The sequence below is a fragment of the Flavobacterium luminosum genome (assembly GCF_023635005.1).
Lineage (GTDB): Bacteria > Bacteroidota > Bacteroidia > Flavobacteriales > Flavobacteriaceae > Flavobacterium > Flavobacterium luminosum.
In genome coordinates, this window is sequence record NZ_JAMLJM010000006.1 from 60,134 (window position 1) to 82,759 (window position 22,626).

General features: G+C 32.7%; 25 protein-coding genes, 1 tRNA gene and 1 other RNA gene. 16 read left to right on the forward strand and 11 right to left on the reverse strand.

Features of this window, described 5'->3' with window-relative positions; translation table 11 throughout:
* Positions 1 to 114: 114 nt before the first annotated feature.
* From pfkA to NAT50_RS08860, 5 genes are all read left to right on the forward strand, one after another.
* Entirely contained in the window at positions 115 to 1,101 is a 987-nt protein-coding gene (pfkA, locus tag NAT50_RS08840; protein ID WP_250592912.1) for a 6-phosphofructokinase, read from the forward strand.
* A 113-nt stretch (positions 1,102 to 1,214) separates the two neighbouring features.
* Complete coding sequence (gene gap, locus NAT50_RS08845) at positions 1,215 to 2,222, forward strand: type I glyceraldehyde-3-phosphate dehydrogenase (RefSeq protein WP_250592913.1); 1,008 nt, start codon at positions 1,215 to 1,217, stop codon at positions 2,220 to 2,222.
* 187 nt (positions 2,223 to 2,409) lie between these two features.
* The gene (locus tag NAT50_RS08850) at positions 2,410 to 3,261 is read left to right on the forward strand and encodes an N-acetylglucosamine kinase (protein ID WP_250592914.1); all 852 of its coding nucleotides are present in this window, start codon (positions 2,410 to 2,412) and stop codon (positions 3,259 to 3,261) included.
* A gap of 2 nt (positions 3,262 to 3,263) precedes the next feature.
* Positions 3,264 to 3,632, forward strand: coding sequence for a methylglyoxal synthase (locus NAT50_RS08855; protein ID WP_250592915.1), 369 nt, complete (start codon positions 3,264 to 3,266; stop codon positions 3,630 to 3,632).
* A gap of 79 nt (positions 3,633 to 3,711) precedes the next feature.
* Positions 3,712 to 4,275, forward strand: a complete 564-nt coding sequence (locus NAT50_RS08860; protein WP_250592916.1) for a hypothetical protein — start codon at positions 3,712 to 3,714, stop codon at positions 4,273 to 4,275.
* A gap of 344 nt (positions 4,276 to 4,619) precedes the next feature.
* On the opposite strand, the gene NAT50_RS08865 is transcribed toward NAT50_RS08860, so the two are convergent.
* Positions 4,620 to 5,999: a S8 family peptidase gene (locus NAT50_RS08865; protein ID WP_250592917.1), complete on the reverse strand. Its 1,380-nt coding sequence runs from the start codon at positions 5,997 to 5,999 to the stop codon at positions 4,620 to 4,622.
* Between the two features lie 225 nt (positions 6,000 to 6,224).
* Between NAT50_RS08865 and rnpB the strand changes: the two genes are divergently transcribed.
* Together rnpB and NAT50_RS08875 are read left to right on the forward strand one after the other, a co-directional pair.
* Positions 6,225 to 6,536: RNase P RNA component class A (gene rnpB, locus NAT50_RS08870), an RNA gene on the forward strand.
* 30 nt (positions 6,537 to 6,566) lie between these two features.
* A complete protein-coding gene (locus NAT50_RS08875) occupies positions 6,567 to 7,436 on the forward strand; it encodes a cupin-like domain-containing protein (protein ID WP_250592918.1) in 870 nt (289 codons plus the stop codon).
* A 31-nt stretch (positions 7,437 to 7,467) separates the two neighbouring features.
* On the opposite strand, the gene rsmD is transcribed toward NAT50_RS08875, so the two are convergent.
* Both rsmD and NAT50_RS08885 read right to left on the reverse strand, forming a co-directional pair.
* The gene (rsmD, locus tag NAT50_RS08880) at positions 7,468 to 8,043 is read right to left on the reverse strand and encodes a 16S rRNA (guanine(966)-N(2))-methyltransferase RsmD (RefSeq protein WP_250592919.1); all 576 of its coding nucleotides are present in this window, start codon (positions 8,041 to 8,043) and stop codon (positions 7,468 to 7,470) included.
* Complete coding sequence (locus tag NAT50_RS08885) at positions 8,034 to 8,858, reverse strand: DUF3822 family protein (protein ID WP_250592920.1); 825 nt, start codon at positions 8,856 to 8,858, stop codon at positions 8,034 to 8,036. The genes rsmD and NAT50_RS08885 overlap by 10 nt, the downstream gene beginning before the upstream one ends.
* Before the next feature lie 150 nt (positions 8,859 to 9,008).
* Here NAT50_RS08885 and NAT50_RS08890 point away from each other — a divergent pair, with 150 nt between their 5' ends.
* The 3 genes from NAT50_RS08890 to kdsB are packed head-to-tail and all read left to right on the forward strand — an operon-like array spanning position 9,009 to position 11,559.
* Positions 9,009 to 10,433, forward strand: a complete 1,425-nt coding sequence (locus NAT50_RS08890; RefSeq protein WP_250592921.1) for an ATP-dependent DNA helicase — start codon at positions 9,009 to 9,011, stop codon at positions 10,431 to 10,433.
* Between the two features lie 10 nt (positions 10,434 to 10,443).
* Positions 10,444 to 10,815: a hypothetical protein gene (locus NAT50_RS08895; protein ID WP_250592922.1), complete on the forward strand. Its 372-nt coding sequence runs from the start codon at positions 10,444 to 10,446 to the stop codon at positions 10,813 to 10,815.
* Between the two features lie 18 nt (positions 10,816 to 10,833).
* Positions 10,834 to 11,559 carry a 3-deoxy-manno-octulosonate cytidylyltransferase gene (gene kdsB, locus NAT50_RS08900; protein ID WP_250592923.1) on the forward strand — a complete coding sequence of 242 codons (726 nt, stop codon included), beginning with the start codon at positions 10,834 to 10,836 and terminating at the stop codon, positions 11,557 to 11,559.
* Here kdsB and NAT50_RS08905 read toward each other — a convergent pair.
* Together NAT50_RS08905 and NAT50_RS08910 are read right to left on the reverse strand one after the other, a co-directional pair.
* Positions 11,554 to 12,273, reverse strand: a complete 720-nt coding sequence (locus NAT50_RS08905) for a potassium channel family protein (RefSeq protein ID WP_250592924.1) — start codon at positions 12,271 to 12,273, stop codon at positions 11,554 to 11,556. The two genes, kdsB and NAT50_RS08905, sit on opposite strands and share 6 nt — an antisense overlap.
* Positions 12,264 to 12,926 carry a spermidine synthase gene (locus NAT50_RS08910; RefSeq protein ID WP_250592925.1) on the reverse strand — a complete coding sequence of 221 codons (663 nt, stop codon included), beginning with the start codon at positions 12,924 to 12,926 and terminating at the stop codon, positions 12,264 to 12,266. Before NAT50_RS08910 ends, NAT50_RS08905 begins: the two co-directional genes overlap by 10 nt.
* A 53-nt stretch (positions 12,927 to 12,979) precedes the next feature.
* Between NAT50_RS08910 and NAT50_RS08915 the strand changes: the two genes are divergently transcribed.
* From NAT50_RS08915 to NAT50_RS08940, 6 genes are all read left to right on the forward strand, one after another.
* Positions 12,980 to 13,534, forward strand: a complete 555-nt coding sequence (locus NAT50_RS08915; protein WP_250592926.1) for a 1-acyl-sn-glycerol-3-phosphate acyltransferase — start codon at positions 12,980 to 12,982, stop codon at positions 13,532 to 13,534.
* A gap of 246 nt (positions 13,535 to 13,780) precedes the next feature.
* Complete coding sequence (locus NAT50_RS08920) at positions 13,781 to 14,986, forward strand: M14 family metallopeptidase (protein ID WP_317236679.1); 1,206 nt, start codon at positions 13,781 to 13,783, stop codon at positions 14,984 to 14,986.
* Positions 14,987 to 15,044: 58 nt separating this feature from the next.
* Positions 15,045 to 15,524, forward strand: a complete 480-nt coding sequence (locus NAT50_RS08925; RefSeq protein WP_073310450.1) for an Lrp/AsnC family transcriptional regulator — start codon at positions 15,045 to 15,047, stop codon at positions 15,522 to 15,524.
* A 47-nt stretch (positions 15,525 to 15,571) separates the two neighbouring features.
* Positions 15,572 to 16,084: a DinB family protein gene (locus NAT50_RS08930; RefSeq protein ID WP_250592927.1), complete on the forward strand. Its 513-nt coding sequence runs from the start codon at positions 15,572 to 15,574 to the stop codon at positions 16,082 to 16,084.
* 43 nt (positions 16,085 to 16,127) lie between these two features.
* On the forward strand, positions 16,128 to 16,502 hold the full coding sequence (locus tag NAT50_RS08935; protein WP_250592928.1) for a DUF4258 domain-containing protein: 375 nt from the start codon (positions 16,128 to 16,130) through the stop codon (positions 16,500 to 16,502).
* A 56-nt stretch (positions 16,503 to 16,558) separates the two neighbouring features.
* Positions 16,559 to 16,633: transfer RNA gene (locus NAT50_RS08940), tRNA-Val, on the forward strand.
* 48 nt (positions 16,634 to 16,681) lie between these two features.
* Here the strand turns inward: NAT50_RS08940 and NAT50_RS08945 are convergent.
* From NAT50_RS08945 to NAT50_RS08970, 6 genes are all read right to left on the reverse strand, one after another.
* On the reverse strand, positions 16,682 to 17,944 hold the full coding sequence (locus tag NAT50_RS08945) for an MFS transporter (protein WP_250592929.1): 1,263 nt from the start codon (positions 17,942 to 17,944) through the stop codon (positions 16,682 to 16,684).
* Entirely contained in the window at positions 17,944 to 19,653 is a 1,710-nt protein-coding gene (gene recJ / locus NAT50_RS08950; RefSeq protein WP_250592930.1) for a single-stranded-DNA-specific exonuclease RecJ, read from the reverse strand. The genes NAT50_RS08945 and recJ overlap by 1 nt, the downstream gene beginning before the upstream one ends.
* A gap of 112 nt (positions 19,654 to 19,765) precedes the next feature.
* The gene (locus NAT50_RS08955) at positions 19,766 to 20,074 is read right to left on the reverse strand and encodes a HopJ type III effector protein (RefSeq protein ID WP_250592931.1); all 309 of its coding nucleotides are present in this window, start codon (positions 20,072 to 20,074) and stop codon (positions 19,766 to 19,768) included.
* Between the two features lie 4 nt (positions 20,075 to 20,078).
* Positions 20,079 to 20,963, reverse strand: a complete 885-nt coding sequence (locus tag NAT50_RS08960; RefSeq protein WP_250592932.1) for a restriction endonuclease — start codon at positions 20,961 to 20,963, stop codon at positions 20,079 to 20,081.
* 62 nt (positions 20,964 to 21,025) lie between these two features.
* Complete coding sequence (rsmI, locus tag NAT50_RS08965) at positions 21,026 to 21,697, reverse strand: 16S rRNA (cytidine(1402)-2'-O)-methyltransferase (protein WP_250592933.1); 672 nt, start codon at positions 21,695 to 21,697, stop codon at positions 21,026 to 21,028.
* Positions 21,698 to 22,594 carry a hypothetical protein gene (locus NAT50_RS08970; RefSeq protein ID WP_250592934.1) on the reverse strand — a complete coding sequence of 299 codons (897 nt, stop codon included), beginning with the start codon at positions 22,592 to 22,594 and terminating at the stop codon, positions 21,698 to 21,700.
* Positions 22,595 to 22,626: the final 32 nt, after the last annotated feature.

The window sequence follows — 22,626 nt, forward strand, 5'->3', positions numbered from 1 at the left end:
GAGAAAAAACTTATTAACGAAAACGTTTGAATTTCGTAACCCTTACGTTATTTTAACTCTGTATTTATTTTTAACTCAAAATCTTTGCTAATTTTACTTTATAATTAGTTGTAGATGACAAAGATTATTAAAAAAATTGGAGTACTGACATCCGGTGGAGATGCCCCGGGAATGAACGCTGCTATACGTTCCGTGGTGCGTACTTGTGCCTATCATGACATTGAGTGTGTAGGTATTTATCGCGGTTATCAAGGAATGATAGAAGGAGATTTTAAAGAAATGGGACCTCGTTCGGTAAATAATATCGTAAACAAAGGAGGTACTATCTTAAAATCGGCTCGTTCTAAAGATTTCATAACTCCTGAAGGAAGACAAAAAGCACATCAAAATTTAATCGATGCTGGCATAAATGCCTTGGTTGTTATCGGTGGTGACGGAACTTTTACGGGTGCGGAAATCTTTAATCATGAATTCGGATATCCTGTAATGGGAATTCCAGGTACTATCGATAATGATATTTTTGGAACTACTCATACTTTAGGTTTCGATACAGCCCTGAATACTGTTGTAGAAGCGATCGATAAAATTCGTGATACGGCAAGTTCACATAACCGATTATTTTTTGTAGAAGTAATGGGACGAGATGCGGGTCATATCGCGTTAAATGCTGGTATCGGTGCAGGTGCTGAAGAGATATTAATACCTGAAGAAAATTTAGGATTAGAACGCCTTTTGGAATCGCTTCAAAGAAGTAAAGCTTCCGGAAAATCATCAAGTATAGTTGTGGTTTCGGAAGGAGATAAAATAGGTAAAAACGTATTTGAACTTAAAGAATATGTTGAAGAAAACCTACCTGAATACGATGTGCGCGTTTCTGTATTAGGTCACATGCAGCGCGGAGGTGCACCTTCTTGTTTTGATCGTGTTTTGGCTTCTAGACTTGGAGTCAAAGCCGTTGAATCGTTGCTCGAAGGTAAATCTAATTACATGGTAGGATTACAACAGGATCGAGTAGTTTTAACTCCATTAGAGCAAGCCATCAAAGGAAGTTCTAGAATAGACGAAGAATTACTTCGCGTGTCAGAAATCATGACGACATAACAGATTAAATTAACAACAACACCAACACAACTCTTTATTTATATTTCAACAACCTCGTTTCAAGCTATTGTGACAATCACAAAGTCAAAACGAAACATTCAAAAAAAAGCAAAATGAAAGTAAGATTAGGAATTAACGGTTTCGGACGTATAGGTAGAATTGTGTTCAGAGAAACACTAAACAGAACTAATGTAGAAGTAGTTGCCATAAACGATTTATTAGATGTAGAACATCTTGCTTATTTATTAAAATACGATTCTGTTCATGGTCGCTTTAATGGCAAAGTAGAAGTAAAAGAAGGGAAATTATTCGTAAATGATAAGTACATCAGAGTTACAGCAGAAAGAGATCCAAAATTAATTAAATGGGATGATCAAGATGTAGATGTAGACGTGGTTGCAGAGTGTACAGGTATTTTTACAACTCTAGAAACAGCACAAGCTCACATCGATGGAGGAGCTAAAAAAGTAGTTATTTCTGCTCCATCGGCTGACGCTCCAATGTTTGTTATGGGAGTAAATCATTTTGAAGTTAAGGCTACAGATACGATTGTTTCTAATGCTTCTTGTACAACCAATTGTTTAGCTCCTTTAGCTAAAGTTATTAATGATAATTTCGGAATCGTAGAAGGTTTAATGACTACCATTCACGCTACAACAGCTACACAATTAACTGTTGATGGACCTTCACGTAAAGATTTCCGTGGCGGAAGAGCGGCGCTTCTCAACATAATTCCTTCACAAACAGGAGCAGCAAAAGCTGTAGGGAAAGTAATTCCAAGTCTAAACGGAAAATTAACCGGAATGTCTATGCGAGTACCAGTAGCCGATGTTTCTGTAGTAGATTTAACCGTGAAGTTAGCCAAAGAAACAACTTATGATGAAATCATGCAGGTATTGAAAAACGCCAGTCAAACATCAATGAAAGGGATTTTAGGATTTACTGAAGATGATGTGGTTTCACAAGATTTTGTTGGAGAAACTTGCACTTCTATTGTTGATGCAAAAGCCGGAATTGGTCTCAACGAAACATTTTTCAAAATTGTTTCTTGGTATGATAACGAGTACGGATACTCAAGCAAATTGATAGATTTAGCAGTACACATAGCAGATTTAAAATAATTCTCCTATATTTATCTCCCGTTAGTTTTTATTAACGGGATTTTTTTTATTCGGAGCTATTTCCCGCTATCCGCTTTATCTTTTTTCGATAGTTTAATGACTTCAAAAAAGAGTATAAACAATAACGAAAAAAGGATACCGCTACTATCGGGGCTAAAAACTCTTAACTCAAAATTTATAATTAGTAATGAAATTACTCGTAGATAGTGGTTCTACAAAAGCCGATTGGATTGCCATAAACGATGAAGGAAAAGTGTTGTTTACCACACAAACCTTAGGATTAAACCCCGAAGTTTTATCAAAAGACGAAATAATAATTCGATTAGAAGATCGTTTCGATATTTCACACAATAAAAATCAAGTGACTCATTTGTTTTTCTACGGGGCTGGTTGTGGTACCGATAGAATGAAAATATTTTTGACTCAGGTTTTTCAGGAATATTTTCCAAATGCTTTAGTAACTGTCCATGAGGATACTTATGCTGCTGTTTTTGCAACCACATCTAAAGAGCAAAAAGCCATTGTTTGTATTTTAGGAACCGGTTCCAACTGCAGTTATTATGATGGGCAGATTTTACATCAAAAAGTGCAATCCTTAGGATATATCGTTATGGATGATTGTTCAGGAAATCGATTCGGACGTCATTTGTTAAGAGCTTATTATTTCAATAAGATGCCGAAGGATTTAGCACAAGAGTTTGAAAAGGAATTCAATGTTGAACCAGATCCGGTAAAACACAATCTTTACAAACAACCCAATCCTAATGCTTATTTAGCCAAGTTTGCTAAGTTTCTTATCAAACACAAAGACACCGAATTTTGTCGTTATTATATCTTTAAAGAGATAGAGTCTTTTGTAGAAAATTATATCAAACAATACGAAAATTATAAAGAAGTTCCTGTTCACTTCATCGGGTCTATTGCTTTTTATTTAAAAGAGGAATTGCAATCTGTTTTAGATAAAGAAGGAATCAAATTGGGTAATGTATTGCGTCGCCCGATAGACGGATTGATTCAATATCATATTTTAAACAAATAATTATGGAAATAGCCATTATTGCACACGATGGAAAGAAAGCTGACATGGTTCAGTTTCTGAATAAAAACAAGGAAATTTTACATAAAGAGAATATCAAAATCATTGCTACAGGAACAACCGGGAGTAAAGCAGAAGCCGCAGGTATTAAAGTTAAAAAAATGTTGAGTGGGCCAATGGGGGGAGATGCCCAGATTGCTGCACGAGTAGCTGTAGGAAAATGCAAAATGGTACTTTTTTTTAAAGATCCCATGAGTAGTCATCCTCATGAACCCGATATTAATATGCTTATTCGTATTTGCGATGTTCATAATGTGCCTTTAGCAACCAATGAAGCAACGGCTCAACTTTTACTTAACGCCATTGCTGAATAAAATAAAAATTACTTCATTTTATTTTTGTTTTTTCAACGGATATTTTTAATATATTGGCATAACCAAAAACACCATAACTATGAAAAAAATTGCCCTATTATTAATGATTCTGTCAGTAAGTTTATCTTACGGTCAAAAGAAAAAACAAAAATCTTCGAAATCGGCTAATGCTGTTGCTAAATCTGGAGATGCAAAAGTAGTTTACAATAAGAAAAAAGATCTTTTTTTGGTGGTTTCTAAAGACAGTATGCTACTTGCTAAAAATAATTCTGATTTTAATCCTATAAATATCAAAATTACTCCTGTCAAAATTAAAGCTAACACTTTTTATTGCGTTACTTGGAATGAAAATGTAAAGACTGAAACCAAATTAAAAAAAGATAAAATAGCTATTACGGAAAATCAAATATGGAATCCGGCTACTAAAACTTTGCTGATCGGAAATACTCAAAAAGCAATAGATACTGAAGAAATTGTTTTTCTAGACAAACTTAAAACAGCTTCAGAAACGCAATATAAAAAACGTAGTGAAGGATACGAGTTTCAGTTATTACCTACAGGTGAATTTTTTCTAAAAATGAAGAACAAATCAACGAAGTATGCGTATAACGAGAAATCATCTCGATATGAAGTAAAAAAATAAAAATATTTGACTCAAAAAAATAAAAAGGCGCAAGTTTGATTTTTGAACTTGCGCCTTTTTTGAATTATAATTTATCTTATAGATTTAGTTTTAATCTTTTTAATTTTCAATGCACTAACCCTGATTAGTTAATAAAGCTTAAAGGGTTAAATATTTATGTTTATATCTGTGAATCATTTTCTTTAGTCATCTCGTATCAGGATTTAAGAAGTAGACCTGAATTTATAGATAAAATAATTCGTTGACTTATTTATGACTGATTTACTTTATTTTCAGCAGTTATTTTTATAAAAAAAGCTGCCTCAAGAATGAGACAGCTTCCTACTAATCTAAATTTTATAATATTAGAAATTAGTTACATTCAATCTTCCTCCAGTAACTGTTTTCCCAGAAAGAGAAGCAGTTGGAGTTACATTAGAAAGTATAGCATTTTTGATTGTAGTTAAACTAGCACCAGGATTTTTAGAAGCATATAACGCTACAGCACCTGTAACATGCGGAGTCGCCATTGATGTTCCGTTATAACTTGCATAGCTAGAAATCACTTTTCCTTTAGAACTAACTGGTACAGTTGACCAAATTCCAGAACCTGGAGCACCTAAATCTACTTGTGTTGCACCATAGTTTGAAAAGCTAGATAAACCACCTGTATTAGTGATTGAAGCAACTGCAATAATATTAGAGTTAGGATAATTAGAAGGATAGTTTGCAGTAGCGTCATTGTTGCTTGAATTGTTTCCTGCAGCAGCAATGAACAAAATTCCAGCTTGATTAGCTCTTTCTATAGCATCCTGTAATCCTTGTGAGAAGCCTCCGCCACCCCAAGAGTTGTTCGTAGCTACTAGATTAATTCCATGTCTTAATTTAAGATCTGTAAAATAATCGATAGCTTTGATAGCATTTGCAGTAGTACCACCACGGCTACCTAGAAATTTACCGCTCAATAATTTTACATTCCATACTACTCCTGCAACTCCTTTTCCATTTCCTCCAACAGCACCAATTGTACCTGCACAATGTGTTCCGTGATCATCACCAGCTCCATCGAAAACTTGAGAATCGTTTCCAGCAAAGTCCCAGCCATAAACATCATCAACTAATCCGTTACCATCATCATCTAATCCGTTTCCTGCAACTTCTCCAGGATTTTTACCTGCATTTGCCGCTAGGTCTTCGTGGTTGTACATATAACCTTCATCAATAATACCTATGTATACAGTGTTAGATCCTGTAGCTCCTGCTGCCCATTGTGATGCTGCATTAGTACCGTATTGATTTGCCGGAGAGGTTGCACTTCCATACATTCCCCAAAGAGAACCATTAGTGTAATAGGTGTCATTTGAGGTAGCATTGTGTTGATAGATATAGTTTGGCTCGATGTATTCAATATCCGTAATTCCTTTAGCTTTTGCTATAGCATCAAAAGCATTAATTGGAACACTCACAACATTGATTCCTTCTTTTTGCCCTTTTCTTTCCATCATTTTTGTTAAAATTCTCTCATTAACTTTACCTCCGATTAATGATAGAATTTCAGATTTTTTGCTTTCTGAAGTACCTTCTTTAAATTTTACTAATACTTCATTGGCTTCGTAGTTTGCATTTTGACCTACTTTTGATGTTTTTTCATTTTCTGAATTTGAAAAATCAGTTTCAGAGGTACAATTTGTAAGCGTTACCCCTAATGCTAAAAGCATAAAAAGCTTAATGGTTTGTTTTTTCATTTTTTTAGTTTTTATTTGTTAGTTTCAACAAAAATACAATAAAAACTAAATAAAACAACATATAATTCAATTTATGTGTAAAAAAAATGAATTATATTTTTTTATCACAATTGTTTTTTTGATAAAAATTAGGCTTTTTTTAGTTGATTTAGGATTTATTCTCCAGGAATCTCTATGTTTATATTTTACGCGCCACACTTGAAAAGAAATTAGTATTTTTGCATCGCAGACCGCCTTATCGTCGTTTTATTGTTTTTCAATAAGAGGGAGGAAAGTCCGGACACCACAGAGTAGCATAGCGGGTAACACCCGTCCGTCGAAAGGCGAGGACAAGTGCAACAGAAAGTATGTACAGGTAATGCTGTAGTGAAACCAGGTAAACTCTATGCGGTGAAATGCCATGTATATCAGCAGTTAAGGATTACTCGTTCGTTGCTGAGGGGTAGGCAGCTTGAGTCTTACAGTAATGTATGACCTAGATAAATGATAAGGGCCCGCTTCGGCGAGGTACAGAATCCGGCTTACAGGTCTGCTTTTTTTTGTATATTAGAAGTCTAAAATTGTTTTATGAAACTGAATTTAGTTGAAATTCCGAGGGTTAAAAGCATTTCTAAAGAAGATTTTTATAATAACTACGTAAAAAAACAGCGTCCTGTTGTAATAGAACAATTGACCAAGGATTGGCCCGCTTACGAAAAATGGAAATTAGAATATATTAAGGAGGTAGCAGGCGATAAAACGGTACCTTTATATGATGATCGTCCTGTATCGCACAAAGATGGATTTAATGAAGCTCATGCCAAAATGAAAATGAGCGATTACATTGATTTAATGTTGAAAGAACCTACAAACTATCGTATTTTTCTATACAATTTAATGAAAGAAGTGCCGGTTCTTCAAAACGATTTTAAATGGCCAAATATAGGTTTAAGATTGGTTAAACAACTACCAATGTTGTTTTTTGGTGGTGAAAATTCGAAAGTTTTTATGCATTTTGATATTGATTATTCTAATATTTTGCATTTTCACTTTCATGGAAAAAAACAATGTATTCTATTTGCTCCAGAACAATCAAAGTACTTGTATAAAGTTCCTCATTCTTTAATTTCTCGCGAAGATATCGATTTTGATAATCCAGATTTTGATAAATTTCCAGCTTTGCAATATGCCGAAGGCTTCGTTTGTAATTTAAATCATGGCGAAATGCTTTACATGCCTGAAGGATATTGGCATTATATGAAATATGTTACGCCAGGATTTTCTATGAGTTTGAGAGCTTTTCCAAGAAAATTAGGGAATCTAGCTAAGGCCTCTTATAATGTTTTCATTATGCGCCATTTTGATGTTTTGATGCGTAAGTGGAAAGGACAAGATTGGATTGATTATAAAAATGAAAAAGCCATAGAAAACACTCATAAAGTATTGAATGTTAATTAAAAAAAGAGGAGTCAAATAAACTCCTCTTTTTTTATTCTTCTTCTGAAGATTCTGTTTCTTCTTCATCAAACTCAAATTCAAAGAAAGTAAAAACTGAACCACCATAACTTTTTTCGAAAGAAAAATGATTCATATGGTCTAGTTTTGTATATTTTGAATGCTCTACGATTAAAATTCCTTCATCATCCAAAAGATTATTTTCAAAGATAAGTTCAATTATTTTTTCAAAATCCTTTTGTTCCATGTCGTAGGGAGGATCTGCAAAAATAACGTCGTAAGTTCCTTTGTTTTTTTCTAGAAATTTAAAAACATCACTTTTTATCGGAGTAATATCTAAATCGAATTCTTTAGCTGTTTTTTTGATAAAATTCACACAGCCCATATCACCATCTACACTTGTAATAGCTTCGCTGCCACGTGAGGCAAATTCGTAACTAATACTTCCTGTTCCAGCAAATAAATCTAAAACTCGTAGTCCTGTAAAATTAAAATAATTGTTTAAAACATTAAACAAAGCTTCTTTACACATGTCGGTTGTAGGCCGAACGGGTAAGTTTTTAGGCGGATTAATACGTCTTCCTTTGTATTTTCCTGAAATTATTCGCATCCGTGAATTAGTATAAAGTTTTGTAAATAATCGTTTGGAGAAAATTTCCTCTCGATTTCATTGTAATCGGCATATAAAGAAACATTGCGAATGTATTTATATGTAATTTGATAGATATCGTCTTCTTTTGAAATGTTTCCTAAAAATTTTAAACTAAAAGTTTCAGGATTAAGTTGCAATTGTTCTGTACAAAAAAGTAGATAATAGATAAAATCTTCTTTGGTTTTATATTCAAATGAATTATACAACAATAATTGTTGGTTTTTTACAGCGATTATTTGAAAAGCGTTTTTTTGACAATGCACAAAAACCTGAGGTTCTTCAATGTTTTTGCTCACATCTAATATTTTTTTCACTAAAATAGAAGCAGCATGTCTATACGTAAAATTTCCAAAAATATCAATCAGCGCATTATTGATGTTTGCATACGGGATATAAACATTATTCATCTCGTAATTTGGAATTTCATCGTAAGTTATAAAATCATTTTCAAATACCTTAATAGTATATTGCAAATAGCTACTTAGATAATTTTCATCAAACAAAACTTGAGGAACAAAAGTATTGAGGTTGTTATTGTACAAAACAATGATGTCATCAAAATTATTCTGAAGTACTGTTGTGTTTTTAATGAAACTAACGATACTCTTTTCTATTTCATTAAGTTGTAATGATTTGTCGATAGGGTGTTTGCTGAAAATTTCAATATGATTGTTCAAAGTGTCTACAATACAAAACGATACTTCTGATAAAGAAATTTGAAGTACTAATTTGCTGTATTTTTTATCGAGAATAGTAGAATTTGACGTCTGCATTATTGATTTTTAATCATTACGGAACAAAACTACAATTTTTTTTACAATATTTATTATAGCTTGTATTTACACAAGATTTAGCTGAAGTAGAATAGGAAAAAGTTGAGTAAAATGAGTTATATTTGAAAATTATAATTTCAAAGTTAAAAAATGAGTTCTCAATTGTTTTACAATGTTTTACGAAAAAAATTCCCTTTTCAACCTACTGTAAAACAAGATGTTTTTTTCTTAAAAATTGCTGAATTTATCTCTAGTCCGCATAAAAATGAAATTTTTGTTCTTAAGGGTTATGCTGGAACAGGAAAAACTACGGTGATTTCCACTATTGTTAACAATCTGATAGAGGTGCGAAAAAAATACGTTCTTTTGGCACCCACGGGTCGAGCAGCAAAAGTTATTTCAAACTATTCCAATAAGCCTGCTTATACCATTCATAAAAAAATTTATTTTCCTAAAAAAAGTCAAGGTGGGGGAGTTAGTTTTACTTTACAACCCAATAAACATCGGGACACGATATTCATTATTGATGAATCCTCTATGATTTCTGATATTGATTCAGAATCTAAAATGTATGCAAACGGTTCGTTGCTAGACGATTTGATTTCTTATGTGTATTCCGGAGACAATTGTAAAATGATTCTTGTTGGAGATACCGCTCAGTTGCCGCCTGTACATTTGGATATTTCTCCTGCTTTAAATACTGATACTTTAGGACTGAATTATAACAAAGAAATTATTTCTATTGAGTTAGATGAAGTCATGCGACAAGAAGAAAATTCGGGAATATTGTATAATGCTACCGAATTACGCGAATTACTGAAAGATAGTTTCATTACCGATTTTCAATTTAAACTCAAAGGTTTTAAGGATATCATTCGTTTAACCGATGGCTATGATATTCAAGACGCTATTAATCAGGCTTACAGTAATTACAGTATAGAAGATACTACTTTTATAGTGCGTTCTAATAAAAGAGCCAATCAGTACAATCAACAAATCCGTTCTAAAATTTTAGGAAAAGAAAGTGAACTTTCAGCAGGCGATTTGCTTATGGTCGTAAAAAACAATTACTTTTGGTTAAAAGAATCCGACGAAGCTGGTTTTATAGCTAATGGCGATATCATTGAAGTATTGGAAATCAGAAGTATCAAAGAATTGTATGGTTTTAAATTTGCAGTTGTTAAAATTAGAATGATAGATTATCCGGATCAGCGCCCTTTCGATACTATTCTATTGTTAGATACCATTACCAGTGAGTCACCATCATTAACTTATGAAGAATCAAACCGATTGTATCAAGAAGTTATGAAAGATTATGAAAACGAAACGGCTGCCTACAAAAGATTGTTAAAGGTTAAAAACAATGAGTTTTTTAATGCCTTACAAGTAAAGTTTTCTTATGCTATTACTTGTCATAAATCTCAAGGAGGTCAATGGAATACGGTTTTTATCGAGCAGCCTTATTTACCAAACGGAATCGATGTGGATTATGTAAGATGGTTGTATACAGCCATCACTAGAGCCAAGGATAAATTATATCTGATTGGTTTTAAAGAAGATTATTTTAAAGGATAAAGTTAAAAATATGAAATTTAAATATATATTATTTTCAATAATAACCGTAATAGTTTTGTTATCAACATTCTTGTATTTTTCAATTATAAATGCCAATATTGACTATAAATACGGGGAGTTTGCAAAAATGTATCATCAATATGATTCTGACAATTATTATTTTGTCATGGTGAATAATAAAGAGGTTGGCTTTTTGGTAAAATACGGAGACGTTTTATTAATAAATCAAAACAAATGTCTCACACATTTAACAGATTATGTTACAGATTCAGTGGTCGTTTATCAGTATGAACCCGAGGAAACCTTTGTGAATTTTACCCTTAAAGATGCCGAAAAATTAAAAGAAATAAAATCAACAAAATTGATTTTTAAAAATAAATAAGTCCATTCTATTAGAACTATGAAAATAATTGCCGTAATACCTGCCCGTTATGCTTCTACTCGTTTCCCCGCTAAATTAATGCAAGATTTGGGAGGAAAAACAGTAATCCTGAGAACTTACGAAGCTGCTGTAGCAACGCAATTGTTTGATGATGTCTTTGTGGTTACCGATTCTGATTTGATTTACAATGAAATTATCTCTCATAACGGAAAAGCCATCATGAGTATAAAATCTCACGAAAGTGGTAGCGACCGTATTGCGGAAGCTGTTGAAAATATGGAGGTGGATGTAGTGATCAATGTACAAGGTGATGAACCATTTATAAACAAAGAGCCTCTAGAAAAAGTAATAGAAGTTTTTATAAATGATATCGATAAAAAAGTAGATCTAGCCTCATTGATGTTTGAAATTAAAGATAAATCGGATATTGATAATCCTAACAATGTTAAAGTGGTTGTGGATCAGCAAGGATTTGCATTGTATTTTTCACGTTCTGTAATTCCGTATCCTAGAGAAGAAAATGTAGGCGTTCGTTATATGAAACATATTGGTATTTATGCTTTTCGAAAAGAAGCGTTATTGGATTTTTACAGATTGCCAATGTTGTCTTTGGAAGCTTCAGAAAAGTTAGAACAGTTACGCTATTTAGAATACGGGAAACGAATTAAAATGATCGAAACCACTCACGCCGGTATTGGTATAGATACTCCTGAAGATCTTGAAAAAGCCAGAAAAATGCTATAGTGAATCGTTTTCGTGATCAAAATATCCGTTAGATTTAATTTTATTGGAAAAAAAGTTAAGAAAAAGAACCACAAAAGAGAGAAAAAACATCGATTGAAGGCTAACCAAAATTTTTCCGAATAAGGTTACGGGATAATAATCTCCATATCCTACAGAGTTGGAAGTAACGGTACTAAAGTAAATTGCTTCAAACCAATGAGAAAAAGGTTTATTCATCTGATTTCCTATGGAATACAACACAGCAAATCCTAGCACTACTTCTAAGTAATTCAGAAACAGTAATAACATAGAACGTTTGTAGGATCTTGGTCGCGATAAGGAATCGGATGCAAAAATGAGTGTTGGGATGTACAAAACTGTTTCTAAAAGCAGATAAATAACAATTAAATCAATAACTAAATTATTCTGCCATTGATTTTTAAGTATAATAATTGGAATAAAAACTTTAAATAAAACATATAAGTCCAAAATTACATCTAGATAAATATGATTGATTTTATAAGCTATTTGTTTGATGTAGATTCCTGGGAAAAAAAGTTGAGAGGACGATAGAAATAAACGGACCACTTTTTCTAAACCACTATCATCCTGATGATCGTTATTCCAAATCGATCGGATATTTTGAATGCGTTTTTGTAAAGGACTAAATGAGGATTTGTCCTTGTAATAATTTTTACCTAGTATTAATTTTCGAAAAATTATTTTTAAACGCATAGAATAAAAATTTCGTTATCGCCTTCAATTTTGGAAAATTTAGAAACAGAACTAAATAAATTACGGGCTATTTTTTCAAATTGATAATTTCTCTCAAAATCACTACTTAAAGTTACAATAGAATTGAAAAAAACAGAGGTGTTTTGATGAGAAATTTTTAAAACATCTTCAAGAAATTCTTCTGTGAATAAGAAATCCGGCATGTAATTATCCTGAAAGATATCAATAATTATCAAATCGTATTTTTCAGGCGTTTTTTTTACAAAATCTTCCGCATCAGTAATAACAATCTCCAGATTTTCTACAGTTTTCAATCCGAAATATTCATTGGCAATTGTTATGGTCTGTTCATCTAACTCTACACCGGTAATTTTACCCTTGTTTTGAAAATCCTTTCGTAACGTTTTAATTACGCTGCCACCGGCTACACCAAGAATTAAAACATTTGAAGCATTTGAAACCTTTTCTTTACCAATTTGTTTCAAGCCAAACTGCATTACTTTTTGAAGGTTTCCATACGAAAAATTAGTGTTTTTAGAATCTAAAACTAAATTTCCATTGTACCATGTGACTTCTAGATTCTTGTTTATTTCGGAAGAAACTTCTTTTATGGTAATAGGAAATAAATAACTTAAAAACTGCTTTAAATTCATTATTCAAATTTTCTAATTGTAAATATAATGTTATTTTTGAGCAAACGTTGTATATGAAAAAGAAACTCTACCAATTTATATTTTTCAAATTGATGGGATGGAAAATTGTTGGTACTTTAGACCAAAACATCACCAAATGTGTTATTCCCGTTGTGCCACATACCAGTTGGCATGATTTCTATATTGGTTTGCTAACGAGAGGAATCCTAGATTTAGAAATAAATTTTGTAGGTAAGAAAGAATTATTTGCTTTTCCGTTCGGATTATATTTCAAATGGGTTGGAGGAGCACCTTTAAATCGATTTCGAAATGAAAACAAAGTCGATGCTATTGCTAAAATTTTTGAACAGAAAAAAGTATTCCGTCTAGCCATTTCACCCGAAGGAACTCGTAAGAAAGTCAATGAATGGAAAACTGGATTTTACTATATTGCTCTGAAGGCTCAAGTTCCAATAATTCCTATTGCTTTTGATTGGGGTAATAAAGAAGTAATTATTTTTCCAGCGTTTTATCCAACTGGAAATAAAGATGCCGATTTCGAGATATTGAAGGATTATTTCAGTGGAATTCAAGGAAAAGTAAAAGAATATAGTTTTACTAAAGAATAATGATTTTATTAATTTTTTCAATAAATTTAACTTGATAAGCTTTTGATATTGATGCTTTTAACAAGGTAACTTAAATTTTAATTCAATTAAGACATTTCTCCTTTATAGTAAAGCAACACAAACCAATCTCTAATCCTCTTATATATTATTTTTTTTTTTAAAAATACAGTTGATAAATCTTTCAATACAACTGTAAATTTATCGCGTCTATTTCTAGCCTATAGTAATCACGACAACTGAGTTTACATGAGTAATAATAAGTTTGTTTACCTTTGTAATAACGAAAATCATACCATGAATTATCTAGATATTTATCCCGAAATAAAAGAAACTGCTCTCTATGGTAGATACATTAACAATCAACATATTGAGCCATTATTAAATTCTCTTCCTCCAAATTTCAAAGTTTCAGTTATAGGTAAATCCGTAAAACAAAAGCCTATACATGCTGTAGAAATAGGAATGGGTAAAATTAAAATTTTGATGTGGTCTCAGATGCACGGTAACGAATCAACTACTACAAAAGCAGTATTCGATTTATTTTCTTTTTTAAAGTCCAATAAAGAAGACGCGAAACAAATCACAGAAGCTTATACCTTATATATAATTCCAATTTTAAATCCGGATGGAGCAGAGGCTTACACGCGTGCTAACGCTAACGATGTGGACCTAAATAGAGATTCTTTGGCGCTTACTCAGCCGGAAAGTCAGTTATTACGTAAAACATTTGAAGCATTTCGGCCCGATTTTTGCTATAACCTGCACGACCAGCGAACAATTTTTGCTGCTGGAGATACAAAAAACCCCGCTACGGTATCGTTTTTGGCTCCGGCATACAATGAAAAGAGAGAATATAATGCCAACAGATTGAAAGCGGTTCGGGTTATTGTTGCGATGAATGAAGTGCTTCAAAGATACATCCCTAATCAAGTAGGACGTTTTGATGATTCGTTTAATATTAATTGTATTGGGGATATGTTCCAATCTTTAGGCGTGCCAACTATTTTATTTGAAGCTGGACATTATCAGGAGGATTACCAACGTGAAGAAACTCGAAAATTTGTGTTTGTAGCTCTTTTGAGTAGTTTGTTTTTTATTGATAAAAATGATTTGACGGATGCTAAAATTCACGATTATTTAACAATTCCGCAAAATAACATTAAATTTTTCGACATAGTTTACAGAAATGTTAATTATTTTGTTGATTCTTTGAAAATAAATACTAATTTTGCGGCACAATACAAAGAGGTTCTAAAGAACAATACAATTGAATTTGAATCGTTTATTGTTGAAATAAATGAAAAATTAAATGCTGTAGGTCATTTGGCGTACGATGGAGAAGGTGGAATTTATACAGATGATTCTAATAATATCCCTGAAATTGGAAAGAAAGCAGATTTTTATTTAAATAATAACATAATTTTCACAAATGGTGTTAGAAAATTAACTTAAATTCGAATTAATTTAAAAAAGTAATAACAAACATAAATAAATAAAAAGAGAATAAATTATGAGTAAATTCCGATTAGATGAAGTAGATCACCAAATTTTAGACATGTTAATTGACAATACAAGAATTCCTTTTACAGATATTGCTAAAAAACTTTTGATATCAGCAGGTACGGTTCACGTACGTGTTAAAAAATTAGAAGATGCAGGGATCATACAAGGTTCTTCATTGACTTTAGACTACGAAAAATTAGGGTATTCATTCATCGCATATGTTGGAGTATTCTTGAATAACACATCACAAACTAAATTTGTTTTAGAGAGAATTAATGAAATTCCATATGTTACTGTTGCTCACGTAACGACAGGAAAATTTAATATTTTCTGTAAAATAAGAGCAAGAGATACAAAACATGCTAAAGATGTAATTTATATGATTGATGACATCGATGGTGTATATCGTACAGAGACTATGATTTCGTTAGATGAAAGCATTAATGATAAAAAACGTTTGATGCATACCATTTTTAGAGAAATGTAAAATTTAAAAGGCCTTTTAGAAAAGGTCTTTTTTTATACCTTTATAAGATGAAAAATTTACAACCCAACGAATATCCAGAATATTATATCCCATACATCAATGAAGTAAAATCTCTTGCTATCATTGATGCTTTAGAGGATAATTTAAACGATTTCTATAATTTTATTGAAAACATTGTTCCCGAGGAAAAACATGAGTATCGTTATGAATCGGAGAAATGGACAATTAAAGACATAGTGCAACACCTGATTGATGCCGAGCGTATTTTTTCATATAGAGCGCTAAGAATTTCTCGTTTTGATAAAACCCCACTACCTGGATTTGATGAAAATGAGTATGTTACGGCGGCCAATGCAAATCATCGCAATATGATTGATTTAATTCAAGAATTTGTTGCTGTGAGAAAAGCGACCATTCGCCTATTTGAAAGTTTTTCAGAAGAAATGTTGTTAAACAAAGGAATAGCTTCTAATAATCCTATTTCAGTGAGAGCCATTGGTTATATTATTACAGGACATTGCATCCATCATCTAAATATAATAAAGGAAAGGTATTTGTAGTAAAACCATAATTTCTGTGTATTTTTGCAGCAAATAAATTCAAATGAGATTACGTTATAAATTAAGTTATTTCCTTATTGGTTTTGCCATTAGTTCTTTTGCAGTGGTATTCATTTTAAACAAAAAAAATACACGTTGCAGTTATTTTCCAAATGATAGGGTATTGAACAATATCAGAACAAAATCTTTTCATTTTTCTAAAAATGCATCAACGGTACTTGCGGAAGAATGGGTAGACACAATCGATATTAAGAACACTTTACAATACGGAGATGTCGATTTTGATAGAAGTAATATAAAATACAACGGTGGTAAATTGTATACAATTATTGGTAAAACAATTAAAAATCAACCACTTGAAATTGTTGTAGAGAATTATGAAAACAGAGCCGTTCTAAAGGAAATAAAAAAGAAATAAAAAACATAAAAAAGTGTTGTAAATATAAAAAGTAGCTGTATATTTGCAACCGCAAAGGGCGATTAGCTCAGCTGGTTCAGAGCACCTCGTTTACACCGAGGGGGTCAGGGGTTCGAATCCCTTATCGCCCACAAAAAAAAGCAAGTTTTAAAACTTGCTTTTTTTATTTTAAGACTTAATTATTCTTCTAAGTCTTTGTCAATATCCAAATTTCTAAATTCCGGTGAAATAGCTCCCATAGTGGTAACCACCATCATTGTTATGATTCCACCAAATACTACGGCATTCACGACTCCCAACATTCTAGAAGCCAAACCACTTTCGAAAGCGCCTAACTCGTTAGAGGAACCCACAAAAATAGAGTTTACAGAAGATACACGTCCACGCATAGTATCTGGCGTATAAAGATGCAGAATAGTTTGTCGAATTACTACCGAAATTCCATCGGTGATTCCGCTTAAAAATAAAGCAATGACAGAAATCCAAAAACTTTTGGATAAGCCAAAAACTATAATGCAAACCCCAAAAAGGAATACGGCTGTGAGTAATTTTTTTCCAGCATTTTTATTTAATGGAATATAAGTTGCAATTAGCATTGTAAGTAAACCACCAACTGCTGGAGCTGCTCTTAAAATACCGAAACCTTCAGAACCGACTTTTAATATATCTTGTGCAAAAACAGGGATCAATGCAACCGCACCTCCAAATAAAACGGCAAACATATCCAAAGTAATCGCATTTAATATTGTTTTGTTGTTAAACACAAAATTGATTCCTTCGGTTAAACTTTTTAAGATTGGTTCTCCTAATTTTGGATTTAAAATAGGCTTTTTCTCAATTTGTAATAATCCAATTATCCCGATAATGATACAAAAAACGACTATTAACATCGATTGATAAATACCTATCCAACTTATAGCAAAACCAGCAAAAGCAGGTCCAAAAACGGCGGCAAACTGCCAAGTAGAACTACTCCAAGCCGCAGCATTTGGTTTTTCTTGATTAGGCACCAAGAGACCGAGTAAACTAAAAACAGAAGGAATTATAAATGCTCTGACGATACCTCCTAAAAAGACCAAACAGTAAATAGAATTAAGGATAAAATCTTTTGATAAAGTTTCCGTGATTTCAGGTTTCACGAGCAAACACATCGCAATACTTATGATGGCAAGAGCAGAAAAACATTTAAGCAACATCCCTTTTTTCTCGTTTTGGTCCACAACATGACCTGCGAACAATGCTAGACCAATTGCCGGAATTACTTCCATTAGACCAATCAATCCTAAAGACCAAGGATCTTTGGTTAAACGATAAACTTCCCATTCGATTAATACAAATTGTATAGACCAAGCCAATACAATACCTAAACGCATGAGTAAAAACCATCGAAATTCTTTGATTTTTAATGATGAAAACGGATCTCTTTTCTTCTTAGTTGCCACTACTCGGATGTTTTTTGATGATTTGTAATATCTTTTAATCGTAACTGAATTGTTGTTTTTCCGTTCCATTCATTTTCTTCAATAGAATAAACGGCGTCAAATTTTTTATGATTTTCGGTGATATTTTTCTTTTTAGCAAGTCCAAATCCAACAGCACCAAATCCTTGACTGTTTTGTTGTTTCACAAATAAACGTAAATGTTCTTCGTCCTTACCAATGGCTTGTCCATAACCGGTATCGTTAAGGTCTTTGGAAAGGAAAACAGGAGCCATATTTCCGGGACCAAAAGGTTCGAATTGTTTCAAAATGCGGATTAATTTTTCATTGATTTCTTCTAATCGAATTTCTAAATCGATAGCGATTTCAGGTTTAAGTGAGTTCGGATGAATGGTTTTTTGTACGACTTCTTCGAATTTGTTCTTAAAAAGCATAAAATTCTCTTCTTTCAAAGTCATTCCAGCGGCATACATATGTCCTCCAAATTGCTCAAGGTGTTCAGCACAAGCTTCTAACGCATTATAGACATCAAAATCTTTTACAGAACGAGCCGAAGCCGCTAATTTATCACCACTTTTAGTAAAAACTATCGTAGGGCGATAATAATTCTCAACTAATCTAGAAGCCACAATTCCAATGACACCTTTGTGCCAATTTTCTTGATAAACTACTGTTGAGAATCGATTTTCTTCCTTATTTTCTAGAATTTGCAATAAAGCTTCTTTAGTGATTTGTTGATCTAGCTCCTTTCTATCGGAATTATGTTGTTCAATTTCCGAAGCAAAAATTTCGGCTTGATCTAAATCGTATTCGGTTAACAAAGCCACAGCTTCATTACCATGTTTGATTCTTCCCGCAGCATTGATTCTTGGAGCGATAATAAATACAACATCGGAAATGGTTAATTGTTTCTTTTTTACATTTTGCAACAACGCTTTAATTCCAGATCTTGGATTAGAATTAATGACTTCTAAACCGAATTTCGCCAATACTCGATTTTCTCCTGTGATAGGAACAATATCTGCTGCGATGGCCGTTGCAACTAAATCTAAATAGGGGAGTAATTCTACTATGGTGATATTACGTCTGACAGATAAAGCTTGTATTAATTTGAATCCCACACCGCACCCACACAATTCATCGTAAGGATAAGAACAATCGTCTTGTTTTGGATCTAAAACTGCTACAGCTTTAGGAATTTCATCTCCAGGACGATGATGGTCACAAATAATAAAGTCTATTCCTTTTTCTTTGGCATAGTTGACATGCTCAATCGATTTGATTCCGCAATCCAGCGCAATAATTAAGGTAAATTCGTTATCATCGGCAAAGTCAATACCTTGAAAGGAAACGCCATATCCTTCTTTATATCGATCAGGAATATAGGTTGCTACCTTTGGGTAATAACTTTTTAAATAACTTGACACTAGTGATACTGCGGTGGTACCATCTACATCATAATCACCAAAAATTAGAATATTTTCTTGATTTTCAATAGCTTTTTCGATACGTGTAACCGCTTTGTCCATATCTTTCATTAAGAATGGATCGTGTAAGTCCTCTAAAGTAGGTCTGAAAAATTGTTTGGCTTGTTCGTAGGATTCAATTCCTCTTTGTAGTAGAAGAGTAGCGATGATTTCGTTTACGTTTAGGGCGTGTTGTAAGGCTTGTACTTTTTGTGATTCTGGCTTTGATTGTAGAGTCCAACGCATATATTTTTGGAATTACGATTAAAATTTTTGGCTTATAGTATTGATTAGCAAATATATCTGTTTTTTTATTAAAAGATTGAGAAATTACTTGTTTAGAAACTTCTTCGTACTTTTATTTTGATTTTAACGCTTCGCCTTCAAAAGTGATTCCTTCCCAACCATAAACCATGAAGTTTCTAATGTTTTGATGATCCGTTCCTTCCGGTGTGTTTAATACATCTTGATAGTATTGACCAAACAATAGTAACGTGTCTTCTTTGCTTAGATTATGCATTTTTGCATAGGAGAATACTTTACACGAGCCATTATTTTCTCCTGCTTGATTGTATTGATTTCCGTTTTTGAAAGCAGTGGGTGTGAATTCATAATTTTCATCGATATGAGCGATGATTTCTTGGAAATTTTTAAAATTTTGATTCATAATTTTAATTTTTCATGTAAGATTCAAAAAAATTATAATCTACTTCATAGATGATTTTTGGTTTTACTCCTAATTCAGCTTTTTCAAACAATTCAACTAACTTTTTACCATCAATTAGTTCTATAGGTGGAGCACCGTCTCTTGATGCTTCTCTTTTTGCATCTTCAGAAAAAGTACCAGTAGTTAAAATTATTCCTTTATCTGCCCGTCCAATCATAGCATTTCTGAAATCTCCAATCTGAGCCCTAGAAACAGTACCTTTATATCTTTTGCATTGAAATAGAACTTTCATACTCACAAAAGGATTTAACTCTAAAGTACCGTAACCATCAATACCTCCATCATGAGAAGCTTGTGTAACATGGACATTTTCAAAACCATGTTCTCTTAAAAGTCTTTTGCATAAATGTTCAAAACCAATTGGTGATACACTTTGTAAAATTTCTAAAAGATTAGGAGTAATTTCATTTTCTAATTCTTCAGGGTCTTCATTCTCCTGCGTAGCTACAATTTTGTCTTTTAAAGTTTTATCTTTTTTTGCTTTTTGATGTATTTCGACCCATTTCAAAAAAATTATTCTTGCTTCATCTTGATTTAAGAAAGTTTGTTGACCTTTTGGAGATAATGTCCAAATCCCCTTTTTTGAATTGTCAAGTAATCCTTCCCACACTAGATATTGTCTAGCCCAAGCAACTTGGTTGTCAAACCGTAAAATTCCAGATTTCATAACTTCTTCTCTCTGTGAATCGGATATTTTCTCTGATAAAGCAATTTGTTCAACAACCTCTTTAGGTTTTCCTGAACCTCCAAGTTCTCTAAGTGCATTCAGTAAAGGTCCAAACCATTTTGTGAATTCAGCTTGACCATTTTTTTTCTTTTTATCTGACATATAAAATTCTAAAGTTAAAAGAGCACTTTAAAAAACTGCTTACAAAAATAAAGACACTAAAACTATTTTTTTCCACCCACACAAACCACAATTTCTCCTTTAGGTGGTTTGGCTTCAAAGTGTTTCAATACCTCTTCGGCGGTTCCTCTTACAGTTTCTTCGTGTAATTTTGATAACTCTCTAGAAACTGAAATTGGTCGGTCTGCACCAAAATATTGAATAAATTCAGTAAGTGTTTTTACTAATTTATGTGGAGAAACGTATAAAATCATTGTACGTGTTTCTTCAGCTAAGGCCAAATAACGCGTTTGTCTTCCTTTTTTATCGGGTAAAAATCCTTCAAAAACAAATTTATCATTCGGTAAACCACTATTGACTAATGCGGGTACAAAGGCAGTAGCACCGGGTAAACATTCTACAGCAATACCATTCTCAACACAAGCTCTCGTTAATAAAAAACCAGGATCGGAAATAGCCGGTGTTCCAGCATCTGAGATTAAGGCTATCGTTTCTCCGGCCTGCATACGTTTCACCAACGATTCTACCGTTTTGTGTTCATTGTGCATGTGATGGCTTTGCATTGGGGTAGCGATTTCAAAATGTTTCAACAATTTACCGCTATTTCGAGTATCTTCGGCTAGAATACAATCCACTTCTTTTAAAACTTTAATAGCTCTAAAAGTCATGTCTTCTAAATTACCTATGGGCGTGGGAACGATATATAATTTAGACATTTAGATAAATTTACTTTCTACAAACTCCATGAAACGATCTTCAAACTCTTCTTTTCCTTCCCAATTATTATAATCTGGTTTCACCATTTCTTCAATGAAGTTTTTAGCGTCTTGAAATGAACCAAAAGTTGATAACTGTGATATTACACGATTCAAATCTTCAGTACTGCCGTCGAAAAGATTCTTTTCAAAAGCAATACGATCGTTTAAGGTAATATTTATGCCTTTGTTTAGAACATCATTCAAATTGGTAGATGGTTTTTCTCCAATCGCTTTTTCGAAGATTACTTCTTTCGGTGGAGCAAAAAAATCAAGCTCTATTTTCGCTTTTGGTTGTTCATATTCTTCACTAGCTTCTTTAGTATTAGCTTTTTCGGGAGGAACGGTCGTACTTTCCGAAACACGTTCAAATATTGGCTCTGCCTGAATATTCCCTAAAATGTCATCGAGAGTAATTTGCGTTTTGGGTGCTTTAGGCAATTCTTTTTCTGCTTCTACAACAGGAATAATATCGTCTTCTTTTTCGGTATCCAAAGTGAATAAAGGTGTTTCCTCCGTTTGAATTTCTGGGAGTACTGCTACTTCAGGAGTAGTAGTTGTCTCTTGAACGGTTTCTGCTGTATTTTGTTGCTGAACTTCAATAATTTCATCATTTTTAAGTTCAGCAACAACGATTTTTTCATCAAAATCGAAGGCACGTTCTAGCTTTTCTTCAATTTCGTGAATGCCAATAGTAGGTTTAACTTCTCCAAAATTTTCTTCTACAAACAATAAAACTGAAAGTTTTTCGTATAGTTTTTGCGTTTCATGATGTAATTGATGAATATCATCTTTATTTTTTAGTTTCAAGATTCGGTGGGCAATACTAATTAATTCGGCTTCAAGTTTCTTTTTCATTTCGGAATAATTGTTAAGTTCTATTGAAGAAT